The sequence below is a fragment of the Lactobacillus taiwanensis genome (assembly GCF_017894345.1).
Taxonomy (GTDB): domain Bacteria; phylum Bacillota; class Bacilli; order Lactobacillales; family Lactobacillaceae; genus Lactobacillus; species Lactobacillus taiwanensis.
Map to the genome: position 1 here is coordinate 636,012 of NZ_CP059276.1, position 18,450 is coordinate 654,461.

Annotated in this window: 18 protein-coding genes and 1 pseudogene; all 19 read left to right on the forward strand. The window is 33.6% G+C overall.

Annotated features, from left to right (window positions below; all coding sequences use genetic code 11):
- Window positions 1-849 carry a patatin-like phospholipase family protein gene (locus H1A07_RS03030; protein ID WP_210145315.1) on the forward strand — a complete coding sequence of 283 codons (849 nt, stop codon included), beginning with the start codon at window positions 1-3 and terminating at the stop codon, window positions 847-849.
- A 100-nt stretch (window positions 850-949) separates the two neighbouring features.
- Entirely contained in the window at window positions 950-2,446 is a 1,497-nt protein-coding gene (locus H1A07_RS03035; protein ID WP_210145316.1) for an ABC transporter substrate-binding protein/permease, read from the forward strand.
- Complete coding sequence (locus H1A07_RS03040; protein ID WP_275952021.1) at window positions 2,430-3,164, forward strand: amino acid ABC transporter ATP-binding protein; 735 nt, start codon at window positions 2,430-2,432, stop codon at window positions 3,162-3,164. Before H1A07_RS03035 ends, H1A07_RS03040 begins: the two co-directional genes overlap by 17 nt.
- A 101-nt stretch (window positions 3,165-3,265) precedes the next feature.
- Window positions 3,266-3,790 (forward strand): GNAT family N-acetyltransferase, encoded by a 525-nt coding sequence (locus H1A07_RS03045; protein WP_210145317.1) that lies wholly within the window; start codon window positions 3,266-3,268, stop codon window positions 3,788-3,790.
- 114 nt (window positions 3,791-3,904) lie between these two features.
- Window positions 3,905-4,771, forward strand: a complete 867-nt coding sequence (locus H1A07_RS03050; RefSeq protein ID WP_210145318.1) for a phosphate ABC transporter substrate-binding protein — start codon at window positions 3,905-3,907, stop codon at window positions 4,769-4,771.
- 16 nt (window positions 4,772-4,787) lie between these two features.
- Window positions 4,788-5,780, forward strand: coding sequence for a phosphate ABC transporter permease subunit PstC (gene pstC / locus H1A07_RS03055; protein WP_094496475.1), 993 nt, complete (start codon window positions 4,788-4,790; stop codon window positions 5,778-5,780).
- Between the two features lie 2 nt (window positions 5,781-5,782).
- Window positions 5,783-6,673, forward strand: coding sequence for a phosphate ABC transporter permease PstA (pstA, locus tag H1A07_RS03060; protein WP_057718975.1), 891 nt, complete (start codon window positions 5,783-5,785; stop codon window positions 6,671-6,673).
- 10 nt (window positions 6,674-6,683) lie between these two features.
- Window positions 6,684-7,484, forward strand: coding sequence for a phosphate ABC transporter ATP-binding protein PstB (gene pstB / locus H1A07_RS03065; RefSeq protein WP_057718974.1), 801 nt, complete (start codon window positions 6,684-6,686; stop codon window positions 7,482-7,484).
- Window positions 7,485-7,494: 10 nt separating this feature from the next.
- Window positions 7,495-8,250, forward strand: coding sequence for a phosphate ABC transporter ATP-binding protein PstB (pstB, locus tag H1A07_RS03070; RefSeq protein ID WP_094499192.1), 756 nt, complete (start codon window positions 7,495-7,497; stop codon window positions 8,248-8,250).
- 17 nt (window positions 8,251-8,267) lie between these two features.
- Window positions 8,268-8,951 (forward strand): phosphate signaling complex protein PhoU, encoded by a 684-nt coding sequence (phoU, locus tag H1A07_RS03075; RefSeq protein WP_057718973.1) that lies wholly within the window; start codon window positions 8,268-8,270, stop codon window positions 8,949-8,951.
- Window positions 8,952-9,093: 142 nt separating this feature from the next.
- Window positions 9,094-10,632, forward strand: a complete 1,539-nt coding sequence (locus H1A07_RS03080; RefSeq protein ID WP_210145319.1) for a YfcC family protein — start codon at window positions 9,094-9,096, stop codon at window positions 10,630-10,632.
- Between the two features lie 83 nt (window positions 10,633-10,715).
- Window positions 10,716-11,183 (forward strand): Dps family protein, encoded by a 468-nt coding sequence (locus H1A07_RS03085; RefSeq protein ID WP_210145320.1) that lies wholly within the window; start codon window positions 10,716-10,718, stop codon window positions 11,181-11,183.
- Window positions 11,184-11,666: 483 nt separating this feature from the next.
- A complete protein-coding gene (gene rbsK, locus H1A07_RS03090) occupies window positions 11,667-12,590 on the forward strand; it encodes a ribokinase (RefSeq protein ID WP_094496470.1) in 924 nt (307 codons plus the stop codon).
- Window positions 12,591-12,593: 3 nt separating this feature from the next.
- Complete coding sequence (gene rpiA / locus H1A07_RS03095) at window positions 12,594-13,292, forward strand: ribose-5-phosphate isomerase RpiA (protein WP_094499117.1); 699 nt, start codon at window positions 12,594-12,596, stop codon at window positions 13,290-13,292.
- 65 nt (window positions 13,293-13,357) lie between these two features.
- Window positions 13,358-14,176, forward strand: coding sequence for a helix-turn-helix domain-containing protein (locus H1A07_RS03100; protein ID WP_210145321.1), 819 nt, complete (start codon window positions 13,358-13,360; stop codon window positions 14,174-14,176).
- Between the two features lie 308 nt (window positions 14,177-14,484).
- A complete protein-coding gene (locus H1A07_RS03105) occupies window positions 14,485-16,059 on the forward strand; it encodes an ATP-binding cassette domain-containing protein (RefSeq protein WP_210145322.1) in 1,575 nt (524 codons plus the stop codon).
- Between the two features lie 91 nt (window positions 16,060-16,150).
- A complete protein-coding gene (locus tag H1A07_RS03110; protein ID WP_210145323.1) occupies window positions 16,151-17,074 on the forward strand; it encodes a nucleoside hydrolase in 924 nt (307 codons plus the stop codon).
- The gene (locus tag H1A07_RS03115) at window positions 17,074-17,802 is read left to right on the forward strand and encodes a GntR family transcriptional regulator (protein WP_003647599.1); all 729 of its coding nucleotides are present in this window, start codon (window positions 17,074-17,076) and stop codon (window positions 17,800-17,802) included. The genes H1A07_RS03110 and H1A07_RS03115 overlap by 1 nt, the downstream gene beginning before the upstream one ends.
- Before the next feature lie 279 nt (window positions 17,803-18,081).
- Window positions 18,082-18,402: pseudogene (locus H1A07_RS03120) on the forward strand (DeoR/GlpR family DNA-binding transcription regulator); the annotation flags it as partial.
- Window positions 18,403-18,450: the final 48 nt, after the last annotated feature.

An 18,450-nucleotide genomic window follows, 5' to 3' on the forward strand; every position in this document is an offset into this window, starting at 1 on the left:
ATGAAAAAAGGTTTAGTAATGGAAGGTGGCGCAATGCGCTGCATGTTTACTGCTGGAGTCATCGATACTCTGATGAAAGCAGGCATTGATTTTGATGGTGCAATAGGTGTATCAGCTGGAGCTGCTTTTGGCTGCAATTATAAGTCAAGACAAATCGGAAGAGTTCTGCGCTATAACGTAAAATATGCTAGTGATCCACGTCTATCTAGTTGGCAATCGTGGCTGAAGACTGGTGATTTATATGGGGCTGACTTTTGTTATCATGAGTTACCAGTTAAACTTGATATTTTTGATACAGCTACTTTTCAAAAAAATCCAATGGATTTTTGGTGTGTAGCAACTGATATTAATAATGGAGCAGCGGTATACCATAAATTGTTGTCTGGCAAGGAGGCTGACTTAGAATGGATTCGCGCTTCTTCATCCATTCCGGTTTTTGCTCGGCCAGTTGAAATTGGAAGTCGTAAGTATTGGGATGGTGGAATTAGCGATTCAATTCCCATTAAATTTTTTGAAAAAATTGGCTACAACAAGAACGTTGTCATTTTGACGCAGCCACTCTCTTATAAAAAAGAAGCAAGCAAATTATATCCAGCTTTAGAATTGATCCTACATAAATATCCTGCAGTCTTGAAAAAACTAAAGACAAGAGCAAAAGATTATAATGATGTGCTTAATTACATTAGAAAAAAAGAAGTACAAGGCAAAATGTTTGTTATCAGACCGCCTTATCCTTTAGAAATTGGCACAATGGAGAAAGATCCTCAAGAATTGAGGCGCGTATACCAAATCGGTGTAAAAGAAGCTAAGAAAAATTTACAAGCAATAAAAACTTATTTGAGTGAATAATCTTCTTGAATGACTTGTCTAGATTACATTTCATTCGCTATAATTAACAAAAGCTTAAATTTTCAGTTTTTTAATAGTAATTGTAGAGGGAATGAATGTAATGAAAAAAACAAAACTGTTAAGCTTTTTCTTTGCACTTTTGATGTTTTTCTCACTCGGTGCTACTTTTATCAAGCCAGCTCAAGCGGCTAGTCAAAAGCAAGTAGCAGAAGGTAGTGTCTTGAAGAAGATTAAAAAGAGTGGAGAATTAGTAGTCGGTACATCTGCTGATTATCCGCCACTAGAATTTACCACGAGTGAAAATGGTAAGACTAGATATGTTGGAGTAGATGTTGAACTAGCCAAAGACATTGCTAAAGACTTAGGTGTGAAGTTAGTTATTAAGAATATGTCTTTTGATTCATTGTTAGTTGCACTTGAAACAGGAAAAGTAGACATGGTTATTTCGGCAATGACGCCTACCCCTGAAAGAAAGCAAAGTGTAGCTTTTTCAAAAATTTACTATAAACCAAGTGGTGAATATTTCTTAGTAAATAAAAGAGATAAAGACAAATACACTAGTATTCAAAGTCTTAAAGGTCAAACGGTTGGAGCACAAACAGGAAGTAACCAATATAATTTAGTTAAGTCTCAAATGAAAGATTCTAAATTAAAAGGTCTTGGAAAAATTAACAACTTGGTTTTAGCCTTGCAATCAGGCAAGGTGTCTGCAGTAGTAGTAGAAGAATTAATTGCTAAAGCATATGCCGAAAATAATAGTGGCTTGGCTGCAGTTCGTTCAAACTTAAAAGAAACTCAAGCGGGAAATGCAGTTGCAATTGCTAAAGGACAAGATGATTTAGTAGCTCAAGTAAATAAGACAATTGATCAAGTTCAGGAAAAGGACTTGATTAGTAAAAAATATTTACCAGCGGCTGCTAAATATATGAAGACAGAAAAGAAAAGTAATACTTTTGCCAAGTACATTCCATATTTCTTTAAGGGTATTTGGTACACAATCGTAATTACTATTTTTTCAGTAATTATTGGTATTGTTTTAGGTATTATTTTGGCTTTGATGCGTTTATCAAAGAATCCAATTTTACACTGGCTTGCTGTTTGCTACATTGAATTTATCCGTGGTACGCCACAAATGGTACAAATTTTATTTGTTTACTTTGGAATTGGGTATTTGATTTCTAATCTTTCCGCTTTGGTTGCAGGTATTATTGCTATTGGACTTAATTCGGGAGCCTATGTGGCTGAAGATATTAGGTCAGGAATTGATTCTTTACCAAAGGGACAGATGGAAGCTGCTCGCTCACTTGGTTTAAGCCGTCAAAAAGCCTTTAGATATGTCATTATTCCGCAGGCAATTAAAAACATTTGGCCAGCTTTAGGCAATGAATTTATTACTTTATTGAAGGATAGTTCCCTAGTTTCAGTAATTGGGGTTGCTGAATTAATGTACCAAACGCAATTAGTTCAGACTTCAACTTATAAGGGTGTATTGCCATTATTCATTGCCATGATTATCTACTTTATTCTAACTTTCTCATTAACGAGGTTGTTGAACCACTTTGAAAAGAGGATGAAACGTAATGACAGCAATGATTAAGGTTGAACACTTAAAAAAGAGTTTTGGTAAAAAAGAAGTTTTAAAAGATATTTCCGCAAATGTTGATAAGGGAAAGGTCATTAGTATTATTGGTCCGTCTGGCTCAGGAAAGAGTACTTTTTTACGCTGTCTTAATGTGCTTGAGACGCCAACTAGTGGCAAAATTATTTTTGATGGTCAAGATTTAACACATATTAGTGAGAAAGAATTGGACGTTTTACGTGAAAAAATGGGAATGGTTTTCCAGAGTTTTAATCTCTTTCCAAATATGAATGTAATTGAAAATATTAAACTTGCACCAATGAAGGTTAAAGGGGTAAGTGAAGAAGTAGCTGAAAAGCAGGCTTTAGAACTCCTTGATAAAGTTGGGTTAAAAGATCGCGCTAAGCAATATCCTTCTAGTCTTTCTGGTGGTCAGCAGCAACGTGTGGCAATTGCTCGAGCACTTGCGATGGATCCAGAAGTAATGCTTTTTGATGAACCGACAAGTGCACTCGATCCAGAAATGGTTGGGGAAGTTTTAAAAACTATGCAAGACTTAGCTGATTCTGGAATGACAATGGTCATTGTTACTCATGAAATGGGTTTTGCACGTGAAGTTTCTAATGAAGTTTGGTTTATGGCAGATGGATATCTACAAGAACAAGGTAGTCCTGAACAAATTTTTGAAAATCCACAAAGTCCGCGTGCCAAAGATTTCCTTTCTAAGGTTTTGTAAATACTAAGAATTCTTTCAAATAAGCACTTTCTTTTTACAAGGAGAGTGCTTTTCATTTATAATATTCTCTTGATAAAAAAAGTTGGAAAGGGATGAGTTTAATGAAGATTAGACAAGCCACAATAAATGACTATGATCAAATCATGACTATCTTGAAGGATGGAGCTAACCAATTAGCTGAGCGTGGTGTTGATCAATGGCAAGGGGAATATCCTTCTCCAGATCAAATTAAAGAAGATATTGAAAAGGGATTTGCTTACTTGGCAGTTTCAGCTGATGGCGAAACAGTCGGAGCAATTTCAATTGTTGAAGCACCGGATCATTCGTATGATCAATTACATGGTAAATGGTTACTTGATACAGATAAGTATGTTGTCATTCACCGCGTTGCCATTCATTCTAAGCATGCTGGTCACGGTTATGCAACTAAGCTGTTAACTGAAGTGATTGATTACATTCGTGATAATCGTAAGGATGTTGATAGTATTCGCATTGATACTCACGAAAACAACACGGCCATGCAACATTTAATAGATAAAATGAACTTTACTAAAGTGGGCGAGTTGCATGGAGTCTATCGTCCAAATGAAATTTCGTATGTTTATGAAAACGTTAGAGAAAAATAATTTTTAGCTAGGTTGAAAAACCTAGTTTTTTTGTTGGGTTTAGGCATTCTTTTGACATATAGTTATATGATAGAATAATGTTGTTAAATACTGTAAATTTACATGGAGAAATCGATGCAAAAAAAATTAAAATTTAAAATAGTCGCTATTTGCGGATTGTTAGCTATTTTAATCGGACTTACAGGTTGTGCTAACAATAGTAATAAGATTACTATTGTTGGATCAAGTGCTATGCAGTTACTTGCAGAACAAGCAGGAAATGACTACCGTCTTTCTCATCCAGACAGTAATATTGTGGTTCAAGGTGGAGGATCTGGAACTGGCCTTAGTCAAGTTCAAGCTGGAGCTGTTGAAATTGGCACGTCAGACGTATTTGCTGAAACGCAAAAAGGAATTAATGCTAAAAAATTGCAAAACCACCTAGTTGCAGTTGTTGGTATTGTGCCAATTGTTAATAAGAGTGCTGGTGTTAAAAATTTATCTAAACAACAATTGAGCGATATTTTTACCGGTAAGATTACTAACTGGAAACAAGTTGGTGGTAAAAATCAAAATATCACCGTAATTAATCGGTCTAAGGGTAGTGGTACTCGCGGAACTTTTGAAGGTTTAATTTTGAATGGAAAAAAGCCGATCCAAGCTCAAGAACAAGATTCTAACGGTACTGTACGTAAGATTGTTAGCTCTACTCCAGGGACAATCTCATATATTTCCTTCCCATATGCTAATGATGAAAATATTCAAAAATTGAGCATTGATGGAATAAAGCCTACGAATAAAAATGTAGAGACTAATCGTTGGCATCTTTGGTCTTATGAACATATGTATACTAAGGGTAAACCTAATAAAAATGTTCAAAAGTTTATTGACTATATGCTTGGCAGTAAGGTGCAAAATGATTTAATACCAAAGCTTGGCTATATTAGTATTAATAAGATGAAAGTCGAACGTGATAGTAATAATCATATTGTTCAGAAATAAAGAATAGGATGTTTGGATGAATAACAAAGATCTAAAAAAGGTAGTTGAATCTGCTTTAGATGAGCAAAAAGTACCTCATGTTAAATTAAAGAAGATTGGTGCTAGCAAGGTTGACGTTGCTAGTTTGACTAAACCTTCAAAAGAAACCAGACAAGAATATTGGGGTAAAGGTTTAACATATTTTGCCATTATCTTAATTATTATTTTAGTTGCTTCAATTATTGGCTTTATTGGATTTCATGGTTTAGAAACTTTTACTAAAGATCATGTAAATATCTTTCATTTTTTAACTTCAAGCGATTGGGATCCAGGTGAAGGTAAAAATCATGTAGGAGCAGCTGCAATGATTGTCACTTCATTTGCCGTAACGTTACTAGCAGCTTTAGTAGCTACTCCATTTGCAATTGCAGTGGCACTTTTTATGACTGAGTATTCTTCTAAAAAGGGCGCTCGTTTTTTACAGTCGGTTATTGAATTATTAGTAGGTATTCCGTCTGTTGTTTATGGATTTTTGGGATTAACAGTTATTGTTCCGTTTATTAGAAATATTTTTGGTGGAACTGGATTTGGTATTCTGTCAGCTACTTTAGTTTTATTTGTAATGGTATTGCCGACAATTACGTCTTTAACTGTTGATAGTTTGAAAGCTGTGCCCTCTGATTATCGAAAGGCTTCCCTAGCATTAGGAGCAACTAAATGGCAAACAATTTATAAGGTGATTTTGCGAGTTGCTTCGCCAAGAATTATGACTGCAGTAATTTTTGGGATGGCTAGGGCCTTTGGTGAAGCTTTGGCTGTACAAATGGTTATTGGTAATGCAGTCTTAATGCCAGCTAACCTAGTAAGTCCATCAGCTACTTTGACTAGTCAATTAACTAGTCAAATGGGTAATACGGTTATGGGGACCTTGCCAAACAATGCACTTTGGTCTTTGGCATTATTACTATTGATTATGTCATTAGTCTTTAACTTCTTAGTCCGCTTAATTGGAAAGAGAGGACAGAAATAATAATGAATGCAAAAACTCGTAATAAAATTGCTACAACGGGTATATATACTTTAGTGAGTATTGTTGTAATTATTCTTTTTGGAATTTTAGGCAATATTTTAGTTTCAGGTGTACCGCATCTTTCATGGCATTTTTTATCTTCCGAAGCTTCTTCTTATCAAGCTGGGGGAGGAGTAAGAGATCAATTATTTAACTCTTTATATTTGCTAGTTTTGACTCTAATTATTTCACTTCCAATTGCATTAGGAGCAGGAATTTATTTAGCTGAATATGCAAAAGATAATTGGTTTACTAGTTTAATAAGAACTACAATCGAAATTTTGAGTTCACTTCCTTCAATTGTTGTTGGTTTATTTGGTTATTTGCTATTTGTAGTTCAATTTGGATTTGGATTTTCCATTATTTCTGGTGCTTTAGCTTTAACATTTTTTAACTTGCCAACTTTAACAAGTAATATTGAACAAGCTATTGAGGGAGTACCTGAAGCTCAAAGAGATGCTGGCCTTGCTTTGGGTCTATCTAATTGGAAGACAATTAGAGGTATTGTGTTACCTGCAGCTTTGCCTGGTATTTTAACGGGAATTATCTTGAGTGCAGGTAGAATTTTTGGTGAAGCAGCAGCCTTGATTTATACAGCTGGACAAAGTGGATCAACAATTGATTATAGTAACTGGAACCCACTTAGCCCAACTAGTTTCTTAAATATAATGCGTCCAGCAGAAACATTAGCAGTTCATATTTGGAAAGTTAACACTGAAGGAATTATTCCAGATGCAACTATTGTTTCAGCTGCAACATCTGCATTATTAATCATAGTAGTAATTTTGTTTAACCTTGGAGCACGTGCTTTAGGTAATCATTTATACCGCAAGTTAACTGCTGCTAAGTCATAAGGAGAACTTTATGCAAAATGTAAATGAAGCACCTACTTTTATTCATCAATTCAATAAAGACGATCAAATAATTTCAACTCAAGATCTTAGTGTTTTTTATGGTGGTACAGTTCAAAAACTGTTCAATGCTAGTCTTCAATTTAAGAAAAAGACAATTACAGCTTTAATCGGAGGATCAGGCTCTGGAAAATCAACTTTTTTACGTTGTCTTAATCGAATGAATGATAAAGTAGCACGCGTTGATGGTGAAATTTGGTATCACGATTTAGACATCAATAAGAATAATATTAATGTTTATCAATTGAGAAAAAATATTGGGATGGTTTTTCAAAAACCTAATCCATTTCCTAAATCAATTAGAGAAAATATAACCTATGCATTAAAAGCAAATGGTGAAAAGAATAAGCAAAAGCTAGATCAGATTGTAGAGGAAAGTTTAAGAGCAGCTGCTTTGTGGGATGAAGTTAAGGATAAGCTTGATAAGAGTGCCTTAGCCATGTCTGGTGGCCAGCAGCAACGACTTTGTATTGCTCGAGCTTTGGCAATAAAGCCTGAAATTATACTACTTGATGAACCAGCCAGCGCGCTTGACCCAGTGTCGACTTCTAAGCTTGAAGATACTCTTAAGCAACTTCGAACAGATTACACTATGATTATGGTTACGCATAATATGCAGCAGGCTAGTCGAATCAGTGACTATACTGCATTTTTCCATTTGGGTCACGTCTTAGAGTACGATACTACCGAAAACATTTTCACTAATCCTAAAGGTGAGATTACGGAAGATTATATTCGCGGAAGTTTTGGATAAGGGAGCTATTGTGGAAGATATTATTACAAGTAAGGATGTTCACTTAAGCTACGGAAATGTTGAAGCTTTACATGGAATAAGTTTAGATTTTGAAGAAAAAGAATTGACCGCTCTTATTGGACCGTCAGGATGCGGAAAATCAACCTTTTTACGTTGCTTAAATAGAATGAATGATGATATTCCTAATATTCATATTACTGGCGATATTAAATTTGAGGGCCAAAATATTTATGATTCTAAGATGGATTTAGTAGAATTACGTAAGGAAGTTGGAATGGTTTTTCAACAACCAAGTCCATTTCCGTTTTCTGTATACGATAATATTGCTTATGGCTTGAGAATTGCAGGAATAAAGGACAAAGAATTAATTGATCAACGCGTTGAAGAGAGCTTGAAGCAAGCGGCAATTTGGAAAGAGACTAAGGATAACTTAGATCGAAATGCGCAGGCCTTTTCTGGTGGTCAGCAGCAAAGAATTTGTATCGCTCGAGCTTTAGCAGTTCGACCAAAAGTAGTTTTGTTAGATGAGCCAACGAGTGCGCTAGACCCGATTTCAAGTAGTGAAATTGAAGAAACTTTGCTTGAATTAAAACATGAGTTTACTTTCATCATGGTTACTCATAACTTGCAACAAGCTTCTCGAATCAGTGATTACACTGCATTCTTAATGAATGGCGACTTGATCGAATATGGTAAGACAGCAGATATGTTCATGAATCCTAAGAAGCAAATTACTAGTGATTATCTGAATGGACGTTTTGGTTAATAAGGAGATTTTTTAAGATGCATGAAATTTTTTTAGATGAATTACGTAAGTTAAATACTCGTTTTATGGGTATGGGGATTGACGTTAGTGAAGCAATTGAAGAAGCAACTCAAGCTTTTGTTGAACACGATAAAAAGTTGGCTCAAAGCTTGGTAAAAGATGATCAAAAAGTTTCACGCGCAGCTACAAAAGTTGAAAAAAGAACTTTAAAATTAATGGCGCTGCAACAACCTGTTGCTAGTGATTTTAGAAATGTAATTAGTATTTTAAAGGCTACTGGAGATTTAGAGCGTATTGGTGAAAATGCCAATTCAATTGCTTGGGAAACAATTCGCGTTAAAGGCAATCCTCGTATTCCAGAAGTTGAAGCAATTATTAAATCAATGGCTAAAAAGGTTAACTTTATGCTTGATCAAATTTTGAAGGCTTATGTGCAAGATGATGAAAAATTGGCTCGTGAAGTTGCACAAAAAGATGATGAAGTAGACGAGGAATACGTTAAGGCTCGTAATTTAATCATTACTGGAATTAAGCAGGATCCAGAAGCAGCCGTTGCTTCTTCAAGTTACTTTATGGTAATTCGTTTACTTGAACGAATTGGGGATCACGTAGTGAACTTAGCACAGTGGGTTATTTATAAATTATCAGGTGAATTAGTAGATTTAAATACTAAGGATACTGATGAAATGACAGAATTATAGGATTTATATTTGATAATGAGATGACTAGACCGAAAATACTAGTCATCTTATTTTTATCTTCAGATGTAAGCGCGTGCAAATTTGATTAAAGAAATTTATAATAGAGTTATAAATTAAACTGTAGTATTGATTGGGAGAAATTATGAGTAATATAATTCAAAAAAAGAAAAAGCATCAATTTCCGACAGCATATACAGTTATTATTATCGTTTTGTTATTGGTGCAAATCTTAACGTTTTTTATACCATCCGGTAACTATGCAACGCTTGAGTATGATCAACCAAGTAAAGAATTTGTGATTACAAAACCTGATGGAAGTAAACATAAAGAAGCTGCAACACAGAAGACTTTGGATAAATATAAAGTCAAAATTGATGTTAAGAAGTTTACTAATGGTACAATTTATAAATCTGTAGCGATTCCTGATTCATATAAAAAGATTGATCAGAAAAAGCCTGGGCTTGCTGGAGCAATCTACCAATTCTTGTCCTCTCAGATAAATGGGATTGCACAAAGTATTGATATTATTGCCTTTGTCTTAATCTTAGGTGGCTGTATCGGTGTAGTACATGCTAATGGTGCAATTGATGCTGGAATGCAGGCACTTTCTAAAAAGATTAAGGGTAAGCAAATATTATTAATTGTCCTCGTTATGGGCTTAATTGCTATTGGTGGAACGACCTTTGGGTTAGCAGAAGAAACAATGGCCTTTTATCCAATATTAATTCCAGTCTTCTTACTTGCTGGATTTGATCGGATGACAGTAGTAGCGACCATTTTTCTAGGAACCAGTATTGGTACGATGGCATCAACTATCAATCCCTTTTCAACTGTGATTGCTTCTAATACTGCTGGTGTGAACTTTACTGACGCTTTACCACTTCGCATTTGTATGTGGGCAACATGTGTCATTGTAGGGATGATTTATGTTATTGTCTATGCTAAAAAAGTTCAAAAGAATCCAAAAGCGTCATATGTTTATAATGATTTTGTTAAAGAAGATCAGGAGTATTTGAACCAAGAAGACACCGTAAAAGAGCAGAAATTTACTTGGCGTCAGAAGTTAACTCTGCTAGTTTTTGCAATTGCTTTTATTGTGATGATTTGGGGTGTGCAACAAAAAGGATGGTACTTTACTGAAATTGCTGTTGTCTTTTTGGCAACTGGATATATTTTTGCCTTTATTTCTGGTTTGAATGAGCATAAATTTGTTGAAAGCTTTGTGAATGGTGCGGCAGACTTGTTAGGAGTTGCTTTAACAATTGGCCTAGCACGGGCTGTTTCAATTGTGATGGAAGAAAGTCATACAAGCGATACGATTATGAATTTCTTTAGTCAACAAGTATCTGGAATGCCACCATTTTTATTTATTTGGTTTATGTTCTTGGTCTATATTGTATTAGGCTTCTTTATTCAATCATCATCTGGCTTAGCTGTTCTATCAATGCCGATTATGGCTCCTTTAGCCAATGTAGTTGGAATTGACCGCGCAAGCATTATTGATGCCTATAACTGGGGTCAAGGCTTTATTAGTTTAATAGCCCCAACAGGTCTTATCTTAATGAGTTTAATGATGGTAAATATTGGTTTTAACAAGTGGTTTAAATTCTGCTGGAAATTATTAGTGATTGAATTTGGTATTTGTTTAGCCTTCCTAGCTATTGGCTTAGTTGTTTATTAATAAGCAAATAAATAGCTTTTAGAAACTTTTCTAGATATGATTTACGTGTAATCAGTGTTTAATATTTTTTAAGGAGTTATATTATGACTTATCCAAAAACTAAAAAGATTATGAATGAAATTGTTGCTGATTTAACTCAAACTCATATGCTTGTACATCAACATCATTGGTATATGCTAGGACGTGGATTTTTGAAATTACATCCATACTTAGATGAAGTAATGGATGAATTGGCACAACAGCAAGATGGTGTTGCTGAAAGACTAATTGAAATTAATGGTAATCCAATTTCTACTTATGAAGAAGTATTAGAAGAGACAAATGTTCCTGATCAACTAGGTAGCTGGGATTTATCAATCGAAGAAAGATTTCAATTAATTGTGAATGCTTATAAGCAACTGCGTGATGACTATGAACGTGGTATAAAAATTAGTGAAGATGAGGGCGATGACTCTACTAATGATTTACTTATCGCCTATCATACAGCTGTTGAAAAGAGAATCTGGATGATGTCAGCTGAACTTGGTCAACGTCCAGGTGAAGGTGAATAAATTTTGAAGCTTAAAGAGGAGTGCAAAATTAATGTGCTCCTTTTTTATTGATTGTGGACTGCAGTATTTTAAAATAAGATAGAAAATTTAAGTATAAAAATGGATTTGTTTAATCATCAGCAAACTAGGGATGCTGCTATTAAAGCAAGGTATGATTAGCATACAAGGCAGGACAAGTTAAGAGTACAAAGCAAGTTGAAGAGACAATTAAGAAGTTATCGCAATCAGATAAAGCTTTTATGTTCATCATCGGTAACACAAGTAATCCTATGGCAGCAATTCCATCGATCAATTATGATATAAAGAAAAATACTGTAAATAAACTAATCATAGCTTACTTTTATTTTAAAAAAGAATCGACAAATTGTTATTGTACAAGCGGATGATTTTTATAAATCAATTTCTTTATAGTTTTAGACAAATAATGAATGATTCTTTTTGCTATAATTAAAAGAAAAAGATCGTACGTGAAAGGAAAAGGCGATGAATAAAGTTACGATTGTTGGATCAATTAATGTTGATAATATTATGCACATTAAAAAGCTTCCTCAACCAGGAGAAACAATTGCTATGTCAGAATTTTCCAAAGCTGCTGGTGGAAAGGGTGCAAACCAAGCTGTAGCAAGCAGTCGAGCAGGAAATGAGACAATCTTTGTTGGCCGTGTTGGTGATGATGATAATGGCCGTTTTATGCTTGAACAATTTGAGGATAATGGAGTTAATGTTGAGCATGTAGTTGTAACTCCCAATCAACAAACAGGTCAAGCATATATTTTACTTCAAGAAACGGGACAAAATTCGATTATTATTCAGCACGGTGCTAATTTTGATGTAACAGCTGAAGATGTTAGAAATGCTAAAGATCAAATTGAAGACAGTGAGTTTGTAATTGCTCAATTTGAAACTCCACTTGAAGCAACTATCGAAGCTTTTAAAATAGCAAGAAATGCTGGGAAAACCACTATTTTAAACCCGGCGCCAGCACGCACTGATATTCCACAAGAATTATTAGAGTTAACGGATATTATTACACCTAATGAAACGGAAGCTGAAAGTATCACTGGCATTAAGGTTGATAGTGAAGAATCAATGAAAAAGAGCAGTGAAATTTTCCATCAGATGGGTATTAAAGGCGTAATCATTACAATTGGTGAACGTGGATCCTTTATTTCTTATAAAGATATTGAGGAAGTAGTACCGGCATTTAAAGTAAAAGCAGTTGATACAACCGCCGCTGGCGATACTTTCTTAGGAGCTTTAGCTAGCGAGTTAAAAGCTGATATAAGTAACTTAAAAGATAGCGTAGTTTATGCGTCTAAATCATCGTCATTTACAGTACAAAAGGTAGGAGCTTTCCCATCTATTCCTACTAGAGATGTTGTTGAAAGAGCTTTAAAAGAGGATTAAGCAATGGATAAGACTGAACAAGATCAATTAAAAAAAGAAGCTGCTACAAAGGCTGCTAAAGTGGTAAAATCTAATTCCGTGTTGGGGGTTGGAACTGGCTCAACAGTTGCATTCTTTATCGATGCGTTGGGTGAACGTAAAGAAAAAGAGGACTTTAACTTAAAGCATATTGTTACCACTTCTAATCGTAGTAAGAAACAACTTGAAGGACTCGGCTTTAAAGTTGATGAATTAGCAGATATTGATCAAGCTGATTTAACAGTTGATGGAGCTGACCGAGTAGATGATAATCTTGATGGAATCAAAGGTGGCGGTGGTGCCTTAACTTTAGAGAAGAACGTAGCTATTAATTCTAAAAAGATTATTTGGATTGTTGATGAATCAAAACTTGTTCATCATTTAAGTGGCTTTCCGCTTCCAGTTGAAGTTCTACCTGTTTCTGCAGAACAGAATTTCAAGCGTTTTGAAGAAGAAGGATTAAAGCCGCAATGGCGTTTAGATGAGAATGGCGAGCGTTATGTAACGCACTATGGCAACTATATTATTGACTTAGCTGCTGATCCAACTCCTGTACCACATGGTTTAGCTGATTATTTGGATCATACAGTTGGTGTTGTTGAACATGGATTGTTCCTAGATATGTGCGACGAAGTAATTATTGCTCATAGCGATGGTACGATTGAAGATAAGAAGAGAAAGTAATTATTTGGACTCATTGAAAAAATGAGTCCTTATTTGTTTAATCAAGTAGTAATCAAGGTATAAAAATGACAATTGGAGAAGCTTTAAAAGCAGAAAGAAGAAGATTGGGATTAAGCCAGTCTCAGATGGCTGGAGATTTTTTAACGAAATCACATTATTCAAAAATTGAACGTGATCTCTTTGATATTAAAACAAAAGATTTATTATCAATTTTAAATTTACATAACATTGATGTGGTTGAATTTTTTAAAAAGATTTCTGTTACTAATCAAGAAGAAAGTGAAAAATCCTATTTGACACAATTGCATGTAGCCTATTACACGAGAAATATTGAGAAAATTGAGCAAATTAGTAATAAATTGAAAAATAAACAACCAAAAACACTAGAGTTAAAAAATTTAGAAGCACAAGCATCTCTTTTAAAAGCTTACTTTACAAACAGTATTGATACATTATCGGATAAGTCAAAAGAAAATATTAAAAAGATTATTTTTAGTAATGATGAATGGCAAGTAGAAGATTTAAGGCTATTTGCGATTGCTATATCACTTTTTGATATTTCTGAATTAAATTCAGTGGTAAAATCCATTATTAATCGCCACCTTAATTTAAATTTGGAAGAAAAGGAATTTAGATTAGTTTTATCCGCAGTACTAGTAAACTTTTTATCTTATTCTGTTAAAGTTCAAAATTCAGATACTCAATTGATCAAGAAAGTGTTTCAAGTATTAGATAATTTAAATGGAGAACCCGATAATTGTTTCGCAAAAATAATGACGTTATATTATCGAGAGTATTTTGCTGGAAACAAAGAAAAAATTGATGAAATTATTGGCGTTATGAAAGATAGTGGAATGAAAGGAATATTCAAAAACAAAAAATGAAAGTGTTAAATTTAACACTTTCATTTTTTTATAAAAACTATGTTTATTATGAATATATAAAGTTAACTAGAAATAGAAATGTGGTTAATTATTATGTTTATTCCGTGGTATCTACTATAAATAAATTAAAGAAATCAGATGATAAAAATGAAAATACGGATATTAATTTGATTAAAAAATAGAACATAATCATTTTGCAAGTAGTCTAAGTTGTGGTTGTTCTGTGATTCATTAGTAAAATATAGTTGTTTGACAATAAGAATGTTAGTGATAGCATTCTTATTTTGTATATTTCAGGAGAAAAAACTATGAGGATCAACTTTAAGTGGATAGTTAAAAATCTTCCTGGGTGGTTGATATTACTGATTTTAATATTTTTAATTGCTGGTGGCTTTGAAGGTGTAGTAAATGGAATTATTTTAGGACAATTTCCTAATTTAGTTGGTGTGTCTTCAAATAAATTAATCTTATTTTTAATTCAAAGCACTATCATCTTTTTCATTGTCTATACAGCTTTAGTTTTGAAAAATATACTCTTAAATTATGCACGGAAAATTTTAAGAGTTTCTCTTAAAAAGAAGATGCTTCTAAGCAGTTTTTCAAATCATCAAGAACCAGAAAAAGGGTTGAATCAAATTAGTAATGTTGCTGCAAAGATCGATGAGAATTATTTCTCTCTAATTGCAGAGATTTTATCTACTGCTGTGGCTGCTGTAATTTCAACAATTTATGTTTTACAAGTTAATATATTAATGGGAATTATTTTTGTAGCTTTTTCTTGCTTAAGTTTAATTCCAATGCTTTTTGGTAAGAAAAAACTTGGAAGATTAGGAGAAGAATGGAGTAGAAGCAATACTAAAGTAATGCACACTGCCGGTGACTGGCTACGCGGATTTCGAGATATTATGCAATATAATGCTCAAAAATTATTTTTTAAACGTGTTTCTACTTCTATTGATCAAAATGAAACTATTCTTCTAAAACAAGAAAATTTGCAATGGCTTGTTCAATATGCAAACTTATTATTTACAATTTTAGCTTTAATAGGACCATGGGCAATTGGTTTTTACTTTGTTATTAATAATTTATTTAGTGTCACTATTAGTGCACTTCTTTCCTTAACTCTTTCTGCAAATAGTGTAGTTCAAAATTTTCGTATTTTGATGCAATGTTGGTCAGAAGTAACAGGAACAACTAATTTGAGAAAATTTAAAAGCATTAATCAAAGAGTGCTTGATTTACAAGAAAATAGTTTAAGTCATTCTAATATTGAGTTAGAAAATGTTGAAGTGGATTATAATGAGCACCAAATTTATCAGAATCTTAGTTTAAATATTCCTTATGGAAGTAAAATATTATTGCAAGGTCCATCAGGAGCAGGGAAGAGTACCTTTCTGAATTTAATAGCTGGTATGATTAAGCCTAATAAAGGAAAAGTGTTGATTGACAAAAGAAAGCCAAGTTTAGCTGACGTAACATATATTGCGCAGACACCGTGGATTTTTGAGGGAACAATCAGGGATAATTTATCTTTAGGCGAAAACTATTCTGATAAAGAGCTAATGAAAATCTTGGAAAAAGTAGGATTAGTAGCAGAATTAGGAGAAAATATCCTTAATAAAGAAATAAATCCAACCCGGGAAAATATTTCGGGCGGACAAAAGCAAAGATTAATAATAGCTCGTGCACTTTTAAGAAATAAATCTATTGTTTTACTTGATGAAATTACTGCGGCTTTAGATGATAAGAATAGTGAGAAGATTAGAGAACTAATATATCAAGTACCCGGAACAATTATTGAAAGTGCGCATCATATAAATGATGAGCTCCTTGATAAGTATGGATTTGTTAAAAAGAAAATTGAAAATCAAAAAATATTTTAACTTTTAAAGACTTGACCACTTCAAGTCTTTTTTTGTTGTTAATCTTAGTTCATAATAAAGATGATACGTAAATTTAGAAAGAAGGACCTTTATGTCAAAAAAGCCCTTGATTATTAGTACAGATCCTGGCATCGATGATGTAGCTGCAATGACAATAAGTTTATTTGCAGATGAATTAGGTGTTAAGATGATTGTACCAACTTGGGGCAATGTTTCTTTAGAGCATACCCTACAAAATACTCTTGATTTAGAGAAGTTTTTACATACTAAAGTGCCAGTAGTGAAGGGTGCTAATCAACCACTAGTGCGTCCAGCCATTAGTGCTGCTTCTGTTCATGGTAAAACAGGGATCGCTGGTTTTGAATTTGAAACTGCAAATGGTGATTTGCTTGAAAAAGGACTTGCTGCTACTAAGATGTATGAAGTAATAAAAAATAGTCCTGAAAAAGTAACTCTTTTAGGTGTTGGTCCCTTAACTGATTTCGCACTTTTGTTTAAGCAATATCCTGATGTAGTAGAAAATATTGCTGAAGTTTATATTATGGGTGGAAATATTGGTCATGGAAATCATAGCCCGTTTGCAGAATACAATATTGCTGGAGATCCAGAAGCTGCTCAAATTGTTTTTCATTCTGGCTTGCCAGTCTATGTTGCTCCGATTGAAATTGGTGATAAGGCACATCTAACCAAAGACCAAATGGATAAGATAAAAGAATGTGGCGAAGTTGGAAATATGCTATATTCAATGTTTTCAAATATTCATGAACCTGATGGGGATACTAGAATTAAGATTTATGATCCAACTGCCGTAGGAATTATGCTTCATCCTGAATTTTTCACCTTAAAATCAGCCAATGTTGAGATTGAATTAGCTGGACGCTATACATATGGCGCTAGCGTAATGGATTTCTTAAGTGAAAAACATAATGCACAAATTGCAACCGACGTCGATACAGAGAAGTTTGCGACTTGGTTCATTCAGAGTATCCAAGCTGCCAATAATGGGAGAAAATAATGACTGATTTAGTCTATCGCTCAGTAATGCGCGATATTAAACAAAAAATACTTAATAATGAATATGAAGATATGCGCTTACCAGATGAACGGAGTTTAAGCGACTATTACCATGTAAGCCGTTCATCTATGAAGCGAGCTTTAGGATTACTTGCTCAGCAGGGAATAGTTTTCAAAAAAAGAGGCAGTGGCACTTTTATTAATCCTCTTTATTTGAAAAATCAAGCTCTCTTTAAATATGAGGGATCAAATTTAGGTATTACGGATTCTTTTAGTGTTCCAGGTAAAAAGCAAAGTATTGAGTTACTAGACTATCAAGTAATTAAGGCTGATGAAGATTTAAGACAAGATCTATTTTTGAAAGAATCAGATTTTGTTTACCAAATTAAGAGGCTGCGTTTATTGGACGATCAACCATTTTTGATTGAAACTGGTTTTATCCCAATTAAGATTACACCAGAATTAAATCCAGATATTTTAAAGGGATCGCTGTTCAATTATTTAGAAGACACACAAAACAAAACAGTAACACGATCATTCTTAACGATTACTGTTGAACCGTCAACATTAGAAGATCAATCAAAGTTGATGCTTGCTCCTAATGAACCAGTGGGTGTGATGGAAGGTATTTTCTTTTTAGATGATGGAACGCCGTTTGAAGTTTCAAATATGCGTATCCACTACAAATATATGAAATACAATACCTTTGTTAATTTAAGTCAAGAATAAAAATAAAGACATCGTTTTTCTCGGGGGATTGAGAGAAGCGATGTCTTTTTTGATAAATAAGATAGTTTAATCAAATTGTAAACTATCATCAACTGGTGCCAGATATACATAGTTTAAGTTAGTATTTTTACACTATTTACTAAGAGAATTAATTAGCGCATCTTGTTCCTTATTGATTGGGATTTGCTTAAGCGCTATTTGTGATTGTAAATACATGACTAACTTATTATTCCAAGCAGCCGCGTCATCATGATCTTGGGCTTTGACTATAACTTTTAAAATTGTTTGAAAGAAATTGATCAATATGAATTTGATATGGCAGTAATTGAGACATCTTCAGTTAATAAAAATCGTGTTTTTGTAGTTAATCATTCTGATGCACAAATTAAAAGAGAAGTTATTCAACGAACCAAAACAGTTATTTTACTAGCAGAAAAATATAAATTTAAAGCAGATCCTTCTTTACCATATAAGGTGATGGATTGCGACCAGATAGATATATTGATTACGGATAATAAGTTAAAATCTCAATATCGAAAGTACTTTAGAAAAAATATTAAGATTCCTGAAGTGCTAGTAGAAGAGCAAAGAAATAGATAATTTTTAAAGATATTATTAAGCAATTAAAATTGGACCGTCCCAATAATC